At 37.9% G+C, this 19,719-nt stretch carries 15 protein-coding genes; all 15 read right to left on the reverse strand.

Features of this window, described 5'->3' with window-relative positions; genetic code table 11:
• Window positions 1-64 precede the first annotated feature (64 nt).
• The 15 genes from DC53_RS10670 to DC53_RS10600 all read right to left on the reverse strand — a co-directional run bounded on the left by DC53_RS10670 (window position 65) and on the right by DC53_RS10600 (window position 19,644).
• A complete protein-coding gene (locus DC53_RS10670; RefSeq protein WP_007377595.1) occupies window positions 65-2,698 on the reverse strand; it encodes a TonB-dependent receptor domain-containing protein in 2,634 nt (877 codons plus the stop codon).
• A 74-nt stretch (window positions 2,699-2,772) separates the two neighbouring features.
• Window positions 2,773-5,568, reverse strand: coding sequence for a beta-helix domain-containing protein (locus DC53_RS10665; RefSeq protein WP_033029654.1), 2,796 nt, complete (start codon window positions 5,566-5,568; stop codon window positions 2,773-2,775).
• 306 nt (window positions 5,569-5,874) lie between these two features.
• Window positions 5,875-7,215 (reverse strand): tetratricopeptide repeat protein, encoded by a 1,341-nt coding sequence (locus tag DC53_RS10660; protein ID WP_033029656.1) that lies wholly within the window; start codon window positions 7,213-7,215, stop codon window positions 5,875-5,877.
• A gap of 51 nt (window positions 7,216-7,266) precedes the next feature.
• Window positions 7,267-7,872 carry an energy transducer TonB gene (locus DC53_RS10655; RefSeq protein ID WP_007377598.1) on the reverse strand — a complete coding sequence of 202 codons (606 nt, stop codon included), beginning with the start codon at window positions 7,870-7,872 and terminating at the stop codon, window positions 7,267-7,269.
• Between the two features lie 9 nt (window positions 7,873-7,881).
• A complete protein-coding gene (locus DC53_RS10650; RefSeq protein WP_007377599.1) occupies window positions 7,882-8,292 on the reverse strand; it encodes an ExbD/TolR family protein in 411 nt (136 codons plus the stop codon).
• Between the two features lie 51 nt (window positions 8,293-8,343).
• Window positions 8,344-8,871, reverse strand: coding sequence for a MotA/TolQ/ExbB proton channel family protein (locus DC53_RS10645; protein ID WP_007377600.1), 528 nt, complete (start codon window positions 8,869-8,871; stop codon window positions 8,344-8,346).
• A gap of 3 nt (window positions 8,872-8,874) precedes the next feature.
• On the reverse strand, window positions 8,875-10,242 hold the full coding sequence (locus DC53_RS10640; RefSeq protein WP_008139039.1) for a MotA/TolQ/ExbB proton channel family protein: 1,368 nt from the start codon (window positions 10,240-10,242) through the stop codon (window positions 8,875-8,877).
• 10 nt (window positions 10,243-10,252) lie between these two features.
• On the reverse strand, window positions 10,253-11,005 hold the full coding sequence (locus DC53_RS10635; RefSeq protein ID WP_007377602.1) for a DUF3450 domain-containing protein: 753 nt from the start codon (window positions 11,003-11,005) through the stop codon (window positions 10,253-10,255).
• Window positions 11,006-11,236: 231 nt separating this feature from the next.
• Window positions 11,237-11,851, reverse strand: a complete 615-nt coding sequence (locus DC53_RS10630) for a DsbA family protein (protein WP_033029658.1) — start codon at window positions 11,849-11,851, stop codon at window positions 11,237-11,239.
• 8 nt (window positions 11,852-11,859) lie between these two features.
• The gene (locus DC53_RS10625; protein ID WP_033029660.1) at window positions 11,860-12,948 is read right to left on the reverse strand and encodes a GGDEF domain-containing protein; all 1,089 of its coding nucleotides are present in this window, start codon (window positions 12,946-12,948) and stop codon (window positions 11,860-11,862) included.
• 930 nt (window positions 12,949-13,878) lie between these two features.
• Window positions 13,879-15,132: a sugar MFS transporter gene (locus tag DC53_RS10620; RefSeq protein WP_033029662.1), complete on the reverse strand. Its 1,254-nt coding sequence runs from the start codon at window positions 15,130-15,132 to the stop codon at window positions 13,879-13,881.
• A 291-nt stretch (window positions 15,133-15,423) separates the two neighbouring features.
• Window positions 15,424-16,317, reverse strand: a complete 894-nt coding sequence (locus tag DC53_RS10615; protein ID WP_007377606.1) for a substrate-binding periplasmic protein — start codon at window positions 16,315-16,317, stop codon at window positions 15,424-15,426.
• 363 nt (window positions 16,318-16,680) lie between these two features.
• The gene (locus DC53_RS10610; RefSeq protein WP_033029664.1) at window positions 16,681-17,193 is read right to left on the reverse strand and encodes an RNA methyltransferase; all 513 of its coding nucleotides are present in this window, start codon (window positions 17,191-17,193) and stop codon (window positions 16,681-16,683) included.
• Window positions 17,193-17,705, reverse strand: coding sequence for a YcgN family cysteine cluster protein (locus DC53_RS10605; RefSeq protein WP_033029665.1), 513 nt, complete (start codon window positions 17,703-17,705; stop codon window positions 17,193-17,195). Before DC53_RS10605 ends, DC53_RS10610 begins: the two co-directional genes overlap by 1 nt.
• A gap of 97 nt (window positions 17,706-17,802) precedes the next feature.
• Window positions 17,803-19,644 (reverse strand): DUF885 domain-containing protein, encoded by a 1,842-nt coding sequence (locus tag DC53_RS10600; RefSeq protein WP_033029667.1) that lies wholly within the window; start codon window positions 19,642-19,644, stop codon window positions 17,803-17,805.
• Between the last annotated feature and the right edge of the window lie 75 nt (window positions 19,645-19,719).

Genomic DNA, 19,719 nt, shown 5'->3' on the forward strand with positions numbered 1-19,719 from the left:
GATCAAGTCTGAGCTAGTACAAACTATGGTTATTATAATTCCCTTCCTTGGGCAAAGCTATGCGTTAAAATTGATACTTATACTCAACCGAAAACTCAGTTCCTTTTTCCTTAGAACGAGTTAATACTCCATCCGCTTCAATTTTTTGATCTTGGCCTAAAATATTCAACACTTTAAACTTAATGCTCGAATTGAAATCAGGGAAGTAAGTATAGTTTAAGTCTACAGAATGAAATGGCTGCTCCATCCAATCCTCTTGACCTTCAATACCCGGTATAATGATACGTTCACCAAATACATTATAAATAATTGTCGCAGCATGCTCTCCACTTGGCGCATCGTAGCCTAACTGCATATTTACCACGTATTTAGAGTGTCCGGTTAAACGTCTCTTTGTATTTGTTACAGCAGCTGAAACCCCAGTTTGATCCACAATTGCTTGTCGATCTAACTTTATTTCAGAATCACTTAATGTAACATTACCACTTAAAAAGATATCTTGGCCGATACCACCTAAAAAAGTAAAATCTTTTAGGTAATCAAATTCAATGCCTGCTACATAACCTTCCTCAGCATTCGCTATACGTACTAATGGAGGACCGTCTTGTGAAGGTGATTGCACTGATTCAATAGGGTCAGTCATATCTTTATAAAATAAACCTACTGAAAAGTTTTCACCTGTATCGTAGTAATTTTCCCATCGGAAATCATAGTTTTTGATTTGTGTTGTACGCAGGCCCGGTGTTCCCCCTACTGGATATTCTGTAAGTGGATCGATATATGTTGATTCTGAAATCTCACGTAAATCAGGGCGTACAACTGTTTCACCATAGCTTAAACGATATTGGGTTTCATCATCATAAACATATGTAAATGCTAACGCACCATAAACATCATCTTCTTGAAAAGCTAAATCTGCAAGCTCGTCGTACTCAATTGATGAGTCAAGACCCCCTGTAAATGGATCTAAAGGGACAGACACTTGCCTAAAGTCTTCCCAACGAATACCACCACTTATACGCCATTTATTATTAAAGAAAAAATCTGCTTCAAAATAATAAGCATCCGTTTTTTGAGCCGACCTATAATCATCACCGGAAACAGTCGTATCATTTAAAATAGGTAAATTAAGCTGAGCATTAGCAATCACATCGTCAGATAAAATGCTGTTTAATTTATTGCCATTTAAATCTACACCGCTAAAGGCACGCGTATTAATGTCAAAACGACGATTAGACGCTGAGCGTTCTTTTGATATAAAATCAGCACCTGATTTTAATTCAATATCAACGCCATCAAGCATAATAGGGAACGTGAAGTTAAACCCGTAATTCTCTACTTCATCATTTAAATCTTGATACGTATAGCGTGCTGCCGTTGTTGCATTAGTTAAAGCGATTTCATTTTGAACATCATAATTACCATCTTCGTTTTCATCAGTAACAATAAATCGCGTTGTTAAGTTACCTGGTGCATAACGATTTGAACGACCATTAGAGTATTTCCAATCAAAGCCTGCAAAGTTTAACCAATCAAACGTATGCGTGCCTTTAATCTGATTTACAATTAACTCACGCTCTTCGTAGCTAATATCGTAAGAACGAATGCGTTTGTTATCCGATTGATTGTTGTTCTCATCAATACCTAACCGGTCTCTAACTTTGTCTTCAGTATCACGAAGTATCAGCGAACTAATATCAATACGATGAGACTTATCGTACTCAATACCAAAATTAAACATCCCAGAAAGCTTTACGTTATGCTCACTAGAGGTCACTTTGTCATAACCTCGCGTAAGCGCAGCAGTAGACTCCCCTAGACGGAAATCTTGCCCTTGGTATTCTTCACCTACAAAATATTTATTATCGTAACTTACAGCAGATAAAAACCCATAACGCCAATCACCTGACTCAAAGCTATTACCCAGTGTTACAGTAAATTTAGTATTTGGGTCTAAACTCGTTTCAGTTGGGTCATAATCTCTATTTAAATCAAGTGCTAATGCACGACTTTGCTCAGGTGTAACATCATCAATTGATTGACCTGATTTATAAATAGCTTTAATAGAATCGGGCATTTCACGTGTGCCGTCATCAAAACCATACCAATCATCAGAACCGCCATTGTATTCAAGGCCATCATCAAAATTGTTGCTGTTGTAACCTAACTGACCTGTAACATCAAAAACAAACTGATTCGGAATACTTTTTAATCTTATATCTACATTACCACCACCAAATGAAGCAGGCATTGATGGTGAATAAGATTTTTGTACTGATAAGCTCTCGATTATACCTGCTGGAAATAAATCCAAAGGGATAACTGAACGTGTTGGATCAGGACTTGGCACAGCAGCACTATTTAATTGCGTACTCGAATAGCGCTCGCCTAAACCCCGTACATATATAAACTTACCGTCAACTAATGTAAGACCCGTTACACGGCGCAAAGCGCCCGCAGCATCGCTGTCACCACTACGGGATATTTGCTCTGCTCCCATGATATCGGCAACAAATGCTTGTTGCTTACGCTCTTCAAGTACAGCCGTTGCAGTGCCTTTTAAACGACTAGCACTCACCACAACTTCTTCGAGTACAGCTTCATCATCAACTTCAGCAGCATTAACTGACATGCTTAGACTACATAAAATTGCGGTACTTAAAGCTGATAAACTAAAATGTTTGGAAAATTGTTTCATGTTTACCTCTATCTGATATAAAACAGAAAGTTATAAAAAGGTGTTAAACAAATTTAACACCTGTTCTTACTGTGTTATTCCAGACCTACAGTCCAACCAGCGGTCCAATCATTAGTACTTGAAACTGCACCTATATGGTCAGTAGTATCAAAGAAGCTATCGATTGCCTTTACGTCTGTTGGAACTGTTGTATCTATTGTAAAAATACCATTTACAACATCAGGTTGTCCTGTTGCAACTAGATTACCTAAGGTTGTCGTCCACCAGTTTTGCGTATCAAAAGTAACGCCACTTGGGTCTTTAAAGTTTTCTGAGCAAGCAATAACTGAAGACTTAATCAATAAAGTTCCGTCGTTGGCATTATTCACTGTTTCGCTTTCAGTAAATAACGGGGTTCCAGAGTCATCTTTTGCAATACCTTCAATTTCTAAACACTCACCCATCCCTACTGGACCGGTAACAATAGTGTTATAGATTTGAGCGCCTGTGCCTTCACGGAAATACATACCTTCACTATCATCTTCACCATCAAAGGTATTACCTATGATAGTTAAGTTAGCAATAGTCGGATTTGATTTAGGTAATTTTGACGGTGATTTACCATCGTTATCTGATTCAATACCACGGTTTGCATCCGAATTATCAGCAGCTTGCTTTACAAGTACATGTTGTAATTTACCTTGGAATCCATTATCCCAGTCAATACTGTCATCTTGAATACTTGTAAGCACAACGTATTTTGCTTGAACGTTACCGCCAAAAAACTCTATTCCATCATCTGCATTTTGGTGAACCTGTAAGTATTCAACGGTTGTACCAGAGCCAACACCACCAAAAGTAATACCGTTTATTTCATTACCCGGTGAAAGTAAGTAGCCACCATTCATTACACGAACATAACGCAAAGTACCTGAGTTATCAGTCGTCTCTGTACCACCAAATACCGCTCCACTTTCTACGCCCTCTACTTGAAGAGCACAATCACCAGTATCTGGGCATTTGTTAGACGGGGCATTACCAAGAAGCACTAAACCGCCCCATTGTCCTGCAGCTGTTGCTTCGCCAGCTACATCTTGACTAGATGTAAACGAAATAGGCTTATCTTTTGTGCCGTTAGCTTCTATTTTAGAATCACGACCAACAACTAAATAATCTTTACCGTTTCTACCATAAACGGTAACACCAGGTTCAATTGTCAAAGTAGCAGAGTCTGTTTTATCACCCCCAACGAATACAGCGCCGTCAAGTGCATAAAGGTTACCAGCGGTTAGTGTTAAATCAGCTGTAATACGACCCGATATTTCACACGTTGTCGTTGTGCCATCACCTGGTGAAATTGAAGTTGTTCCTGTAGGGCAACCTGCAACGGCTTCAGGTGCGGTAACAATTCCGCCACCATAACCAAATGCCCAGCCTTCACGCCAATCATCAGAATCATTCAATGCACCCGCAAAATCAACTGTGTCGAAAAATGCGTCAACGGTATTAGCAACATCCTGACCAGCACCTAACAAAGGAGAGCCGGCAATAGGCTGACCATTAACACCTAGCATAGGTTTGTCATTAATAACGTTACCAGATTGCGCCGTAAACCACCCTTCTAACGCTAAAAGTACTGAACCATCTGCACCTTTAGGGTCTTTAAAGTTTTCACCATTAGTACAAGACATAAAAGTGTTTTGCATTAATATAGTGCCATCGTTAGCATTATTTACTGTTTCGCTATCAGAAAATAAAGCCGTGCCATCATCGGCCAATGCAATACCTTCAAGCTCTAAACACTCACCCATTTCATCAGAGCCTGTGATCACTGAGTTGTATAGGTGTAAACCGGTGCCTTCACGTAAGTAAATACCTTCAGCATCGTCTTCACCATTAAAGTTATTACCAACAATGGTTAGATTAGAAATCATAGGCAGCGATTTTGGATCTTTAGAAGGGATTTTACCGTCGTTATCAGCTTCAATTCCTCGGTTTGCATCAGTAGAGTTTTTATCTTGCTCGACATAAACAAACTGCATTTTTCCTTGGAAGCCATTATCCCAGTCAATGCTATCATCATCGATACTTGTTAAAACAACGTGTTTTAAATTAACCGCGCCACCAAAAAATTCAACGCCATCATCCGCATTATTATGAACTTGTAAGTAATCAACTGTTGTACCAGAGCCTACCGCACCAAATGTAATGCCGTTTAACTCATTACCAACAGAAAGTTCAAAACCCGCATTTTTAACGACTACGTATTTAAGAGTACCTGAACTATCAGTGTTATCAGTACCGCCAAACACAGCACCAGACTCAACACCTTCTACTTGAAGTGCACAATCGCCTTCAGCAGGACATTTATTTGAAATACCATTGCCTAATAACACCATACCGCCCCATTGACCTGCAGCAGTTGTTTCACCTAAAACATCTTGCTTAGATGTAAAGATAATTGGGTCGTTTTTAGTTCCTGACGCTTCAATTTTTGAGTCGCGACTAACAACAATGTAATCGCCTCCATTATTACCAAAGACGACAGCGCCTGGCTCAATAGTAAGCGTTGCACTTTCTGCTTTATCTTTACCAACAAAAACAGCGCCATCAAGTGCCCAAATTGCATCAGTTGAAAGTGTTGTATCTTGTGTTATGACACCAGAAAGAACCTGAACAGTAACAGAACGACCTAAGGCAGTAGATACCTCAGTTGATAAACTTTGGCTAAATGTACCGGGTAACTCTTCAGCTGTTGGTGGTGTTGGATTTGTAGGTGAAGTTGGTTGTTCAACCGTTTCTTCAACATTTAGATTTATATCACCGCCACAGCCGGCTAATGTAATTGCAGTAGCCACAAGGCTGACCTTGAATAAGTCAGATAATTTCATTGTTCACTCCGTTAAAGTATTTAATTATTTTGTTAGCGCTTTATTAAACTCAAGTCACCTTAAGGCACTTTTTAATGCATTAAGGTCACTTGAGTTCTTAGCTGCGACTACCTTACGGGAGCTGTATGACAGAGCCGTTACACTTTAATAAACATAAGATGACAAAGTTATTCTCATAAATTTCAAATGGTTAATTAAAAAAAACAAAAAAAACCGCCAAAAATAAATTTAAGGCGGTTTGCATAGTGCGATTATGAAATAGCTTGACGTGTATACCTGTTACCAAATAATCACGCTAGTTAAAAGTTAAAGTAACGCTGTTCTGAGTGTTTCTGCATGTACTTTTTCACGCTTCACATATTTGATCCATTGCTGTGCTAAACGCTGTGACTTTTTATGCTTTTGGGCTTGTTCAAACGCTAAAATTGATGCATCAAAATTTTGTAAATTGTACTGCGCCATTCCCAAAGCAACAAAAGCGTTTGATTCAAAATCAAGGTCACCTTTATCAAGCGCTTTACGCGCAGCATCGGCAGCTTTTTCAAACTGCTCAGTATTTACATACACTTCGGCTAAACGTTGGTCGTACTTACCACTTGGCGATAAATCAGCCGCCTTAGCAAAATACGTGATTGATTTTTCATCTTCTTTTGCCTGGATCATCGCCTCAGCAACAAAAGCATAATTTTTTGCAGTTTGCTCTGCAATTCCAGCATCTATAGCTTTACTCATAACAGTGGCGGCTTTATACGCTAAGCCATTATATAAATACACCTGAGCCAATTGGCGTAAATCAGATTTAGAGGTTAAAAAACCTTGCTGATACGCGGCTTCAATAACACTAAGCTGTTGCCTTTCTTTCCCTAATTCACCATACATACCCGATAACTGAACCCAGTATTCAGGTTTGTTGTAAAGCTTTACCATACGTTCCAATACATCAACCACTTTATCTGTTTGGTTAAGCGAGTAATACATTGCACGCTGTAAAACTAGCCAATTTTCTTTAGGTGTTTTACCTTCACTATCGCTTAGAGTAATTGCTTGGGTAATATAATTAAGGCCTTGCTTAAAATCTTTTAACTGATAATAGGTTTGTGCTCGCAATACATAATAACCATCAGTAATTGGTTTAGTATTAATAGCATCCCATTGGTCTAAAAATGCAATCACTTTTTCATAGTCACTATTAGCCATTGCCAATTGAGCTAAACTGAACGTCGTGCTCACACGCAGTGATTCTGGGATACCTTCCTCAGCAACTACTTTTTCAAACGCTGCAATAGCTTTTGGTAAGTCATTTTCATTGTAATATATGAAACCATAAAAATTATGCATCATCGCAATTTCGTACGAGTTCATACTCGATGAGCGCTCATTTATGCTATCAAGTGCTTCAAGTCCTGCCTTAACATCGCCATCATCGGCGAGCTTTTGTGCACGTGCCAGCTGGCTGTATACTTTTTCACGTAAAGCTGGCACACGTTTAGTTTTTTGCTCTTGCGCCGCATTGGCTGTAGCTACATCTACACTGGGTAAAATGCTCAGTGCACTAGGAGTAATAATACTTGTACTTATCGCTACGGTACAAAACAGTGTTAATTTTAAAAGTTTTGCCACAGGTCGTAATGTTGTCATTGATTTCATAATCGCCTCGCTTTTCGAACCATTTACTCGTAGATTTAATTAATCGCTAAATTAACCACTGATCTGGAAAGAAATTTTGTTCTGAACACCCGCAACTTCAACAGCTTCACCATTAACTACGCGCGGTTTGTATTTAAATTTAAGGGCTGCATCCATTGCAGCTTTATCAAATAGTGACTCAGGCTCTGCTTTTAAAACGTGGGGCTCACGCACAGTACCTTGTTTAGTTACAGTGAATTCAACAATAACGTAACCCTCAATACCACGTGACAATGCACGGCGCGGGTAAACTGGAGCTACTTTTACTATCGGTAAATATTCTCCATCACTTGAGTCCAGCGATAAGCCACCTGATAAATTGACGTCCGCATCAACATTGGCACCAAAGTCAAAGTTGTTAGCATTTGCATTAGCATCACTACTTTGCATTTGCGGTGACTCCATTGGTGGAGGCGGTTCTTTTGGTGTGGGTGGCTTTTGTGGTTTACGTTCTTTTTTTTGTACGCTTTCTTCTTTTTTAAGCCTTACAAAATCAAGTACGTTCCCTTTAGCGGGTTCACTCATCGCTCCATCGCCACCAGTTATAAGTGCTTGCATGCCTAAAAAAAGCATGAAAGTCACTACACCAGCTATAATTAATGCTACTAAATAACGCATTGCTAACCCTTATGCTTCTTGAGCTGCAATCGACACATCAAACACACCTGCGGCACGTGCTGCATCCATTACCTTTATCAATGTATCTGTTGTAGATTTTTTGTCTGCCTGAATTACAACACTGCCTTGAGGGTTTTCAGCTTTTAAACGCTCAATGTTTGCTTGAACAGCTCGTATATCAATTTGACGTTTATTGATCCAAATCTCACCTTTGTCTGAAATAGCCACTAGTATGTTTGCACGTTCCTTTTTTACAGCTGTTGCAGCTTCTGGACGATTTACATCAATACCAGCTTCTTTAACAAACGATGCTGTCACAATAAAGAAAATAAGCATTATAAAAACAACATCTAACATAGGTGTCATGTTTATTTCTTCTGCTTCATCTTCTTGCATTAAATTACCTAAAGGGGCTCTCATTTTTTATTCTCCTAGGATAAGCGAACTTGTAAGGTGCTTATCAAAATTTATTTAATGGTCTAACACCATGCTGTCTTCAAGAAGCTCTACTTCGCGCTTAGCTTTACGTTGTAAGTACGTTGAGGCAAACACTCCTGATAACGCACCTACCATACCTGCCATTGTTGGAATAGTTGCTTTAGATACACCTGACGCCATTGAGCGAGCACTACCGGTACCTGTAATTGCCATAACATCAAATACTTCTATCATTCCAGTTACCGTCCCTAATAAACCGAGTAGCGGGCATAACGCCACCATCACATTAATTAAAGGCAAATTGGTATTAAGGCGCATACTTGCTCGCGAGATCATAGCTTGACGTATTTGTTCAGCATTCCAGCTATTACGCTCATCACGAATAGTCCATGTGCTTTTAACACCTTTTTTATAACTGCGAAAACCATTGAAAAAGTAAATAAATCGCTCGAGTATCAATAACCACATCGCGAAGATTAACACCCCGATGACCAACAGGACTTGGCCACCGGTGTCGAGAAAATCACGGATAGCATTGATTGAATCAATCAATAGCACCATGGTTTATGCTCCCTTCTCGCTTCGCTCTGCGATAATACCTGCGCTCTGCTCTTGTAAAATAAGCAGTAACCCTTTTGAACGTGTATTAAGCAGCGTATATATGAACACAGTAGGAATCGCGACAACTAAACCTAGGACCGTTGTTACTAGTGCTTGTGAAATACCACCCGCCATGAGTTTTGGGTCGCCTGTGCCAAATAAAGTAATTGCTTGGAAAGTATTTATCATACCGGTTACCGTACCTAATAAACCCAATAACGGTGCAACAACAGAGATGATTTTAATGAGAGTAAGGTTACGTGTTATTTTTGGCATTTCACGTAGAATAGCTTCGCTTAATTTTAGTTCAAGCGTGTCGTAGGCCACATTTGGATAGTCGTCTTTTACTTTCATAACACGACCCAGAGGATTGTCATCTCGCGCTACATTATCTTTTAGCTGACGACGAATTTTGCCACCAACAAGTAATAAAGATACAAAGCGTTCTATCGCAATCAACAGTGCAAGTAAACCTACACCTAAAATAACATAACCAACCGCACCACCTTGGTGTACTTGCTCGGCAGTATCTGGGGCTTGTACTAATAAACCTAAAATTGAACCGCCTGTTGGGTCAAGTGCAAACTGAACTGCACCACTTTTAGCATTTTGTAGATCACTCGCTGTTGCGGTAAAACGTGAAACAGGCTGACGAGTAAGTTCACTTAACGTGTTTGTACCTGGATTGTACTCTAAGTATTTACCATTTGAGATTAAATTAAATGCACCAACACGAAGTACTTCTTGCTCAGCCTTGTTACCACCTTCGACTATGACGGTGGTATTAAAGCGACTTACTTTGCCCTGCTCAGTCATTTCACGTTGTAATTCGTACCATACTTTTTCAATATCTTCGATTGATGCAAGTTTAGACGTCGACCCCATTTTTTGGGCTAACTCATCCATAAATGCGCTGCGACCAGGGATTTGCGCCGATACGACAGATGTCGCAAATTTATTACTCGAATCACCAGCAACCTGCTGTAATACACCAAATAGTTCTTTAAGTGAGCCCATACGCTTTGATAAGGTATCCGTTAAATTGGCTAATTTAACTTCATTTTCTTCAAACTGCGTTTCCAGTCGCTCTGACTCTACAAGCATTTGATTACGTTTTGCTTGTGTGTTTTTTAACATCTGCACTTGTTCATTTTGACGCGTTGCAAACGCTTGCTCTCGTTGTTGGTTTTGTACGCTTTGGGCTGATTTCCCCTCTTCTAACGTTTTAAGTAATGAATCAAGGTTCATTGGCTCAGCGGCTAAACTCGAACCGGTAAAGCTAAGGCTTGCAACGAATAAAGCCATTTTTGTCATTTGAGTAAACAATTTCATTTTCAACCTCTTATTCTGCTGCATGTACTGGCAGAGTTAGCATATCTGGGGCAAGTTGTTTACGCGCTATGCGCAAACCTTTGTTAATTTGACTTATTGTCGAATCAGGCAGTGCTGCAAACGATTTCGTTTCTATATTCCAGCTACCTGCTTGTTTGCCATCACGTGTTAAGTAAATAAGTTCTAAACGGCCTATGCGTAAGAAATCAACTTCACGTTCTTTGCCACTAACTTCTAACAAAGCGGTGTACGCTTCGATTGTACGGCCGTAATCAACTTCTACTTGGTACGCTTCGAGAACACGACGAAACTTTTCGCTTGAAGTAATATCAGCACGATCCATCATCGTTTTTAAAGACGTTAAGCGTTTTGCACGTTCATCTTGTAAAAATGGCACATCAAGAGATATGAACTGTTCAAGACCAGTGATCATGCGCATCATTAAAGGTGTTATTTGACGTTCAATAATCGAAACCTGATCCATTGATAAATTCAATGATTCCATTTCTTCGATTTGATTATTTAATTGCTTAGTTAGCTGAGAGTTGTAAACTGCTAAGCCGTCAATTTCTTTATTTAGGGTTTTAAATTGCTGTAAACGTCCCTGCATTGAATCTGCAATCTTGTCTATTTTTGTTTGTGATTGCGCAGCGGATATATTAATTTCACTGCTTTTATCAATAACCTTATTTAAATCGTTTGCCTGTACTGCTGCACTTGCGGCCACAATACCAGCTAAGATTAATGGTTTAACGCCTTTCATCGCATACACCTTCACTCGTTAATTAGCAGATTTGCTAGTTTATTTTTCAAGGCCAAAAACTTTGTTAGACAAATAATTTATGGCTTGAGATTTCCAATGAGCAGAAGTTTATAGATAAAACATGACAGGGATGTTGCGCAAAAAAGTCTATTTTATGACAACTGAAACAATTAAGACTTAAAAGGAAGGAGTGAGTATTTGTTGAGCAAACACTCACAATAAAGAGATAAATTAATCTAACAGTTTAATAATTTGATTATACGTGTGGCGCCAGTCTTTATAATTAATCTCAATTGAATACAGCTTATCCTCACGAAGAAATACTAAAGATGGGAATCCATGAATAGGTAAACTCCGTGTATATTGTAATTCAGCTTTGAGTTCATTATTAACTTCATCTGATAGAAAAGCGACGGTAAATTCATTTTTATTTAAACCTATTTGTTCAGCTAAACAAATTAAAACGCTATCATCTGACGGGTTTTGTGCATTTAAATAATAAGCATGTTGAATTGCTTCGATCATTTCACTTTCTTTATTTTTTTTTCGTGCAATTAATGCAGCTCTACATGCTGGGTATGTTGAACGTCTTGGTTGGTTTTTCTGCCAAAATTCGAAATTAAATTGTGTACCTAATTCGCTCTCTATTTTATGCCATGTACTTTCAAGCCGCTCTTTCATATTTTGCGTCATTGCAGTTTGGCTATCAGGGGCTAAACCACCTACTTTATATTCAACCGTCAGTTTATTTTCAAGCTCAGCTTTTAATTTAAGCCAGGTTGGTGTGTAGCCCCAACACCAGCTGCACATTGGGTCATGGATATAAATAAGTTTACATTGATTCATATTAATCCTTAATCTTTTGTAGAAACAACCTTGTTACGACCAAGCGCTTTGGCGTTATAAAGATACTCATCAGCTTGTTTTAGCGCACTATTATAATCGCCTACTTTATCAACTTGTACCACACCAATACTACAGGTAAGTGATATTTGTAGGTTATCTTCAGCTAATAACACTTGTGCTGCTACGTGTTCACGAAAACGGTTAGCAATATCAACAGCATTCGCACTTGTTTCTTTTGGTAAAATAACAACAAATTCTTCACCGCCGTACCGTGCTTTTACTGCTGATGTAGGAAATTGTGATTCGAGTATTTTGGTAAATTCAATTAACACAATATCACCAAAATCATGGCCGTACGTATCGTTAAGTCGTTTAAAATGATCTAAATCCAGTAATAATAATGAAAATGGAAGGTATTCATTCGGTCGACTATCAACAAGCTTTAAAAAATGAGAAGTAATAAAGCGTCTATTAGCAATCCCTGTAAGTTGATCGGTATAAGCATCTTGTTTTTGTTCCAGTGTAATATCAGCAATTGCCATATGACTTCGATACCTAAAAAACTCACCAATAAATGAGAATATGTACACTAAGGTAAACGATGCTATAAATCGTGTTTTTTCAATATCACCATAAACAACTTGACCGAAATTTGGACCATATAAAATGGCGATACAACACAGTAATAAAGTTAAACCTAGCCATGTGCCCAGTCTTACACCTAGAGAAGAAAAGGTAACAACAGGATAAAACATGAGCCAATACAATGCAGTATTTTCTTTTCCTCCAGTATAAGTAAGGACAATACACAATATAAAAACAATACTCATACAAATTAATGCGACAGTTTCTAATTCCCCAGTTTTTATAAAGTAAAACATACTACAAATAATGGTTACATTAACTGCAATTAATGCACTTGTTAATATTGGTGAGTAAACATCATAATTCAAAAAAATTAGAATGCTAATAACAACAATAGATATAGCAATCATAGTGAATAAAGAAAACGCTTGACGTTGTTTGTCAGAACTATAAACACTGTCAATGTTAATTAAGTTTAGCCAGCTTTGTTTGTTAGAAATTTTATTCACCATTATTTTATTGCTTTAAATACTTTATGAGAGTTGTTAAATGCCTTGTAGTTCAATAAGAATAGTCGACAAGGAGGGTTTTCACTGTCATCATACTGGTATAAAGTAAAGCGAAAGCCATTTTTAATTTTTCTTCAACTTATTTATACGTATAGCCTATCAAAATAAAACCGCTTCATCATTTAGTAAAAATAACTGACTAAATTTATTCACATACATGTAATTAATCGAATACGGCTAAAATACGAAAGCTTAAATGCATAACGCTGCAATAGTCACCTTGCTATAAAGTTCAGGCTTAGCGGACATAAATGCATTATTCTTATATTCGTTAGCCTGTTAATTTTAGCAAAATTTAGAAAGTTTTCTTACTTAATAACCCCTGTAAGCTGCAATTTCATTAAAAATAAGAGTAAAGGACTAACTGACAGAACGTAGATTTTCTGTGCGATGAGTTAAACATAAAATTGGAACGTTCTACAAAGTAACGACTTGATTAGTAATTGAATACGTATTCAATCACTAAAAACATTGTGCATTAAGGGATGAATGTACGCTAACTAAATAAGGCTTAATCATTGCAGAGGAGTATTTACTATGGTCGGCTTATTTTCAGGCAGACCTATGTGGTGTCGTTATTTCCCGTAAATAACCGAGAATACAGTGTAAACGTCAAACATGCGCAGCGCGGTAATTAAATTTACTCGTTAGAGCAACTTTCGAATTGTAAAAGTTAGTAAGCCCAAACAAAATCTTCAATCGCCTTTAATAAAGGCAACAAGCTGAGCTAGTTTACTTGTACCAATCTGCATAGGTATTTGGACAACTTAACAAATTAAATTACCTCATATCTAAGCAGATTGGTATTATTTAAACCAAATATGATAAAAGCTTAAACTTATAAAATTAAAAAGATTAAGTACAACGGCTCAATCACCATTTTTTCGCTAGTTTAACTACGTTCAAACCGTACCAAGCAATAAATACATAACACAACATTGGGACAAAGAAACTAGCTTGTATATTAACCGTGTCAGCAAAGTACCCTTGTATCAGAGGGATCAACGCACCACCGACAATTGCAAGGCATAACCAACCAGATCCTTTACTCGTTAATGAGCCTAATCGTTCTATTGCAACAGAAAAGATGGTTGGAAACATAATAGAATTAAATAAACCAACTGCTAATACTGAATATAATGCAATGTCGCCGTCGCTAAATATTGTTATCAATAATAAAACAATGACACTGCATGCATTAAAAGCAATAGCTTTAGATGGTGCAATTTTTTGTAAAAGTGCAGAACCAATAAAGCGACCGACCATGGCACCTCCCCAGTAATAACTAATGAGTTTAGCTGCTGAGTGTTCTTCAAGACCTGCAATATGTGCCTCGCCAAAGTAATTAACTAAGAAGCTTCCTATAGCGACCTCTCCTCCTACATAACAAAATATAGCTAACACACCCATTGTTAAATGAGGCGCTTGAGTTAGTGAGCGAGTTTGAGTTTGTTGATCGTTATTGTCTTTATGCGCTTCTATTTCTGGTAATTTAATAAAGGCAAAAATAATAGCAATTGACAACAGAGCTGCTGCTAGCAGTAAATAAGGAATTTTCACTGATTCTGCAGAACCTGCTGAAACAGCAAGGCTACCTGCAGCGCCAAAAAACAATAACCCACCAACATAAGGACCAACGGTGGTACCTAATGCATTAAGTGCTTGTGCTAAGTTTAAGCGCGACGATGCTGTTTTTTCAGGACCAAGAGCTGCCACATAAGGGTTTGCAGATACCTGTAAAACTGTAATACCTGAAGCAAGGACAAATAGCGCACTTAAAAAAAGCCAATATTCATGCACAACCACAGCAGGATAAAATAACATGCACCCAATCGATGCCACAACTAAGCCTGTTAAAATACCTTTTTTATAGCCTAGTTGTTTAACTAAAATTCCAGCGGGTAACGATACAATAAAATAAGCACCAAAAAAGCAAAATTGCACAAGCATTGCTTCAAAGTAGCTTAAATCAAATACGCTCTTTAAGCGGGGTATTAGTACATCATTTAATACCGTTATAAAACCCCATAAAAAAAATAGGGTTGTCATTGCAGTCAGCGGAAACAGATAATTTTTCTTTTGCTGTTCGTTGACCGAAAATGATTGTTTTGTATTTATTTCACTCACGTCGTTTTCACTCCATTAACAAATTGAAAACGATTTTACATGTTTATTTGTAAATAATACGCCACCCACTAGGAACGTTCCACTACAGCGTTTATTGTAACTAACCTAAACTCTGGTCAAGAGATTTACTAATGTATTGAATCATGATTAAATTTATTTTCTCTAACCGGAGATTTTCAGTGGAAACAAGGTGAATTTACGCGTCAATAGCTGACCTATTGCAGTAACCGAATGCAGACAGCGCTGAAAATAGCTGCTCGAGATAGATTTATTATTCACAGTTCAGGTTAACTAGTATCCACACTCAGAATTAAGGCTATCAATTAAACGTTGAGTTTCGCCGCTATTATTAAATTTATATAATCCCTTATTAATATCCTCCAAAACACCAAGCCAATTATGACTCAATTTACTTATTGCAAAATACAGAGGGTTATTTTGTAGTGGGATACTTTCTTCTTCGATTGAATTTAATAAAAATTGTTTTTGTGAATGACTTAGCGATGAGTATTGAACTGAAAACTTTAACACTGTCGGATCGCCAATAATTAAATCAACTCTTTTCGCCACTAATAGCTGAACAAGCTGTAAGTCATCAACTGAGTGCATTATTTGAAATTCATTATTGTCCATCATTGCATCAAACTCTGGCGTATTTTGATAGCCACGGACCACACCAATCCGTTGACCTTTGAGTGATTTCAAATTGCCAGAAAAGCGGTCAGCCTCATGCTTTCTTTTTAGAAACGCAATTTCGCCACCTTTAAATGAATTTGATAAACCTAATAAGTCGCTGCGAGTTTTTCCTAATACATAATCAGAAGGTGCTGTGTCTTCAATAAAATATTCAGGCATTAAAATATCTGCTTTGCCTAACTCAACATTTCTTACCGCTCGTGCCCAAGGTAAAAATTCAATATGGACGCTATAACCTTGACTATTAAGTAGTGAAACTGCAAATTGGTACACCCACCCTTTATTGCATAATTTATCACCAATGTACGGGGGCCAATCTAATGTCGCAATATGAAGCGTTTGTTTACTGTTATTTGCTTTATAGAGCGTCCCTGATTTATAAGGTTCACCGTGCAGCATAATATTATTACCGCTACTTTGATAAGTAATCGGTATTTCAGCAGCCGTCTCCGCAGTAAAGATCAAAAGGAGGATAAACAAAAATCGCATGGCATACCTATTAAAAAATAGTATTAATAGCAATAAGTGTAGGAGAAAATTTAACCTTGTGTGTTTATATTCTCTTTAATTAGCCTAATTAAAGAGTTAATAATGTTAAACATGACTTTACTTAATACTTACCAGCTTACTTAAATCATCGAAGCCAACTTCTACGCAAGTGAGATCAAGCAAGTGTAATTCGTTTACTCTATGTCCGAATCTTTTAAGTACAAATATATTAACTGCGGAATGCTGAATTAGGGTTATCATTTTTAAATAGGCAAAAACAACACCAACCTATTTAGATGCGAAAAGCTTAAACCTACAATAAAATTAACAACTTACAATGAGTTACGTGAGAAAAAAGATGAGCTAACATTTCACCCATTTCATTTTATTGTTGGTATCACGTGAGCTTATAATTGTTGTATCGCTGCTCTCAACGCCGCCTAATTTAGCCAAGCGGTCGTACAAAACCACATTACAAGTAGCCGCTAGGTTCATACAGCCAATAGTTGGAATATACACAACTTCATCACACCACTTTAGAACGTCTTTTGATACAGAGCCATCTTCGGGGCCAAATACATAAAATGCATTTTCAGGATGCTTAAACTCAGGTAAAGGTGTTGCACCTTCAATAAGCTCAATAACAACAACGGTAGCGCCCTCTGGTTTTACCATCTCTAAACTGTCGGTTTCAGTTAAAGGGATACGTTCAACCACATTTTTTGTATCTGTATGAAATTTTTTAGCATTTAAGTAGCGATTACCGGTAAAAAAAACTTGTTTAGCATCGTAACAACCTGCTGCACGCAATACACCGCCAACATTAGTCGGGCTTTTAGGATTGATTAAACCAATTACGGCTTGTTGCTTACTCATTAATTTACGTCCTTTGTTGGCCACTCTGCAATGTACAAATCAAAGTCGTCGAGTTTTACATCACAATCTTTTACTGTTTTGTCTTTTACAGAAATACCTAACTCATGCATACTCATTTTATCGCCATTATTTAATAACGGGTGCCAAGAAGCCAAACCACGACCTTCGTGTAAACGACGGTAACTGCAGCTTTGTGGCATAAAAAAGATGTCTTTAAGGTTTTCTTTTGTGAGTTTTACACAAGAAGGAACAAGCGTTTGGCGGTTTTCGTATTCGCTACAACCACAGGTGTTGTTATCGAGATACTGACATACAATATTGGTAAATATTAATTGCTCACCTTCGCGTAACTGATCGGTGGCGGTAAATTCGTCTTCATCTTCGCTATCAATAAACGTATTTAAACAACATTTTCCGCATCCATCACAAATGGCTTCCCATTCGTTTTGACTCATGTCGCTTAAGCTTTTTTTAAGCCAAAATTGTGTATTTGCTAATTGTTGATCAAACATAGTTTACTCGTGCCCCCTAAAGAGCGCGCATTCTACCGTATTGCTGTAAATGGCGCAAAGCCAATACCCTTTCAAAGTACTGGCTTTGCGCTACAAATTAGCTTTGAGATTTAACCCAACGCTTAATTTTTTCCTCTAATATTGGCATTGGTAATGCGCCATCTATTAATATTTGCGTGTGAAACGCTTTAATATCAAATTTATCACCCAGTTGTTTTTTAGAAAAATCACGTAACTCTTGAATTTTAAATTGCCCTAACTTGTAAGAAAGCGCTTGTCCTGGCCATGCAATATATCGCTCAACCTCTGCAATTACATCGCTCTTTGCCATAGACGAATTTGTAAGCATGTAATCTATTCCCTGCTGACGCGTCCACCCTTTTGCATGAAAACCGGTATCAAGCACTAAACGCATTGCACGTAATTGCTCATCCGATAAACGCCCGTACCACATGTAAGGGTCGGTAAATAAACCTAGCTCTTTGCCTAAGCTTTCTGCGTAAAGCGCCCAACCTTCTGCAAACACGGTATAACCACCAAATTTACGAAAATCAGGTAAGCCCTCTATTTCTTGCTGAAGTGCTATTTGAAAGTGATGACCTGGGGCTGCTTCGTGAATCGATAAAGTTTCGAGTAAAAATTTAGGCTGCGCTTTTAAGTTATAAGCATTGATATAAAAAATACCTGGGCGAGAGCCATCAGGTGCCGGTGATGCGTATGATGCACCAGCTGCAGACTGTGCTCTGTATGCTTCAACCGCTTTTACAACGTAAGGTGCTTTGGGTGCGATGTCAAAAAGCAGAGGCAAACGCGCGTCTATTTTTTTCTTAACGTTTTCATATGCCGCAATTAACTCCTCAGGCGTGTCGTAGTAAAATTCATCTGAATCACGTAAATGATCAAAAAATTCAGATAGTTCACCTTTAAAGCCTACGGTTTCTTTTACTTTTTTCATTTCGCTTAAAATGCGCGACACTTCACTTAAACCAATGTCATGAATTTCGTCTGCAGATAAGCTAAGCGTTGTGTTTTTCTTAATTTGGTATTCGTACCACGCTTTACCGTTTGGTAAATCACTGTAACCTACGCTTTCTCGACTATTAGGAATATACTGATTAGCTAAAAAATCACTCATGCTTTTATAAGCCGGTACTAAGTGCTGCATAATCAATTGACGATACTGCGCTGTAATTTTTTGCTTTTGCTGTGCGCTAAACGATTCTGGTAATTTTTTAATTGGACCCCAAAATAGTGAATCTTCGGCATTTTTAACTACATGAGCTGCAAATTGTGGCTGTAATTTTTCAGCAAGTGGCTTTGGTAACGTAATACCTAGTTTAATGCCTTGCGCCATTGAACGCTCTACACTTGCAAGCCACTTTACAAAACCTTCGCTACGCGAGATAAAAGCGGTGTAATCTTCAACGGTATTGAACGGCTGAGCACTTTGGCCTGAACCAAAACCTGCAAAGGTGTTATGCGCACCCGCCATTTGATTTATTGGTAGTAAATAATCAGGAAACTGCATGCCTTCTAATTTAAGTGCAAGGTCACGCTCTAATATTTCAAAACTTAAAAGCGATTGCCCTGTTAACTGTGCTTTATCAATAAAGTTTAAGCGCTGTTGATATTTTTTATAAAAAGCGGCTTTTTTAGCTCTATTTTCTTTTGAAATCACAGGCGTAAATTGATCGTTAAACTCGTTACGACCATTGTACGTTGCGCTGATGGGGCTATATGTAAGTGATTCATCGTAATACTGTGCAACAAGTACATCGAGTTGTTGCTTTGCCGAAAGCTCTGAAACAATACCTGCCGATGCGTTAACTGTGTTTGGCTGCGCACTGGAATTAGTGTGTGTACTAAGCTCAGTATTCATACAGCCACTTAAAGCAAACATAACGCCGCTGGCAACTAATGCTAATTTAATTGATTTCATGATAATCCTTTTTAATATCGTTGTTCAATTATGCGCATTAAACCGTGCTTAATAAAGAAATTACGATAGATTGCA

Source organism: Pseudoalteromonas fuliginea (assembly GCF_000690055.1).
Taxonomy (GTDB): domain Bacteria; phylum Pseudomonadota; class Gammaproteobacteria; order Enterobacterales; family Alteromonadaceae; genus Pseudoalteromonas; species Pseudoalteromonas fuliginea.

What these genes read in the sequence shown, in the direction of transcription:
- DC53_RS10615 (WP_007377606.1), bottom strand. Translation starts at nt 16,317, where the DNA reads ATGCGATTTTTGTTTATCCTCCTTTTGATCTTTACTGCGGAGACGGCT.
- DC53_RS10650 (WP_007377599.1), bottom strand. Translation starts at nt 8,292, where the DNA reads ATGAGAGCCCCTTTAGGTAATTTAATGCAAGAAGATGAAGCAGAAGAA.
- DC53_RS10600 (WP_033029667.1), bottom strand. Translation starts at nt 19,644, where the DNA reads ATGAAATCAATTAAATTAGCATTAGTTGCCAGCGGCGTTATGTTTGCT.
- DC53_RS10665 (WP_033029654.1), bottom strand. Translation starts at nt 5,568, where the DNA reads ATGAAATTATCTGACTTATTCAAGGTCAGCCTTGTGGCTACTGCAATT.
- DC53_RS10640 (WP_008139039.1), bottom strand. Translation starts at nt 10,242, where the DNA reads ATGAAATTGTTTACTCAAATGACAAAAATGGCTTTATTCGTTGCAAGC.
- DC53_RS10670 (WP_007377595.1), bottom strand. Translation starts at nt 2,698, where the DNA reads ATGAAACAATTTTCCAAACATTTTAGTTTATCAGCTTTAAGTACCGCA.
- DC53_RS10660 (WP_033029656.1), bottom strand. Translation starts at nt 7,215, where the DNA reads ATGAAATCAATGACAACATTACGACCTGTGGCAAAACTTTTAAAATTA.
- DC53_RS10635 (WP_007377602.1), bottom strand. Translation starts at nt 11,005, where the DNA reads ATGAAAGGCGTTAAACCATTAATCTTAGCTGGTATTGTGGCCGCAAGT.
- DC53_RS10605 (WP_033029665.1), bottom strand. Translation starts at nt 17,705, where the DNA reads ATGTTTGATCAACAATTAGCAAATACACAATTTTGGCTTAAAAAAAGC.
- DC53_RS10610 (WP_033029664.1), bottom strand. Translation starts at nt 17,193, where the DNA reads ATGAGTAAGCAACAAGCCGTAATTGGTTTAATCAATCCTAAAAGCCCG.
- DC53_RS10645 (WP_007377600.1), bottom strand. Translation starts at nt 8,871, where the DNA reads ATGGTGCTATTGATTGATTCAATCAATGCTATCCGTGATTTTCTCGAC.
- DC53_RS10655 (WP_007377598.1), bottom strand. Translation starts at nt 7,872, where the DNA reads ATGCGTTATTTAGTAGCATTAATTATAGCTGGTGTAGTGACTTTCATG.
- DC53_RS10630 (WP_033029658.1), bottom strand. Translation starts at nt 11,851, where the DNA reads ATGAATCAATGTAAACTTATTTATATCCATGACCCAATGTGCAGCTGG.
- DC53_RS10625 (WP_033029660.1), bottom strand. Translation starts at nt 12,948, where the DNA reads ATGGTGAATAAAATTTCTAACAAACAAAGCTGGCTAAACTTAATTAAC.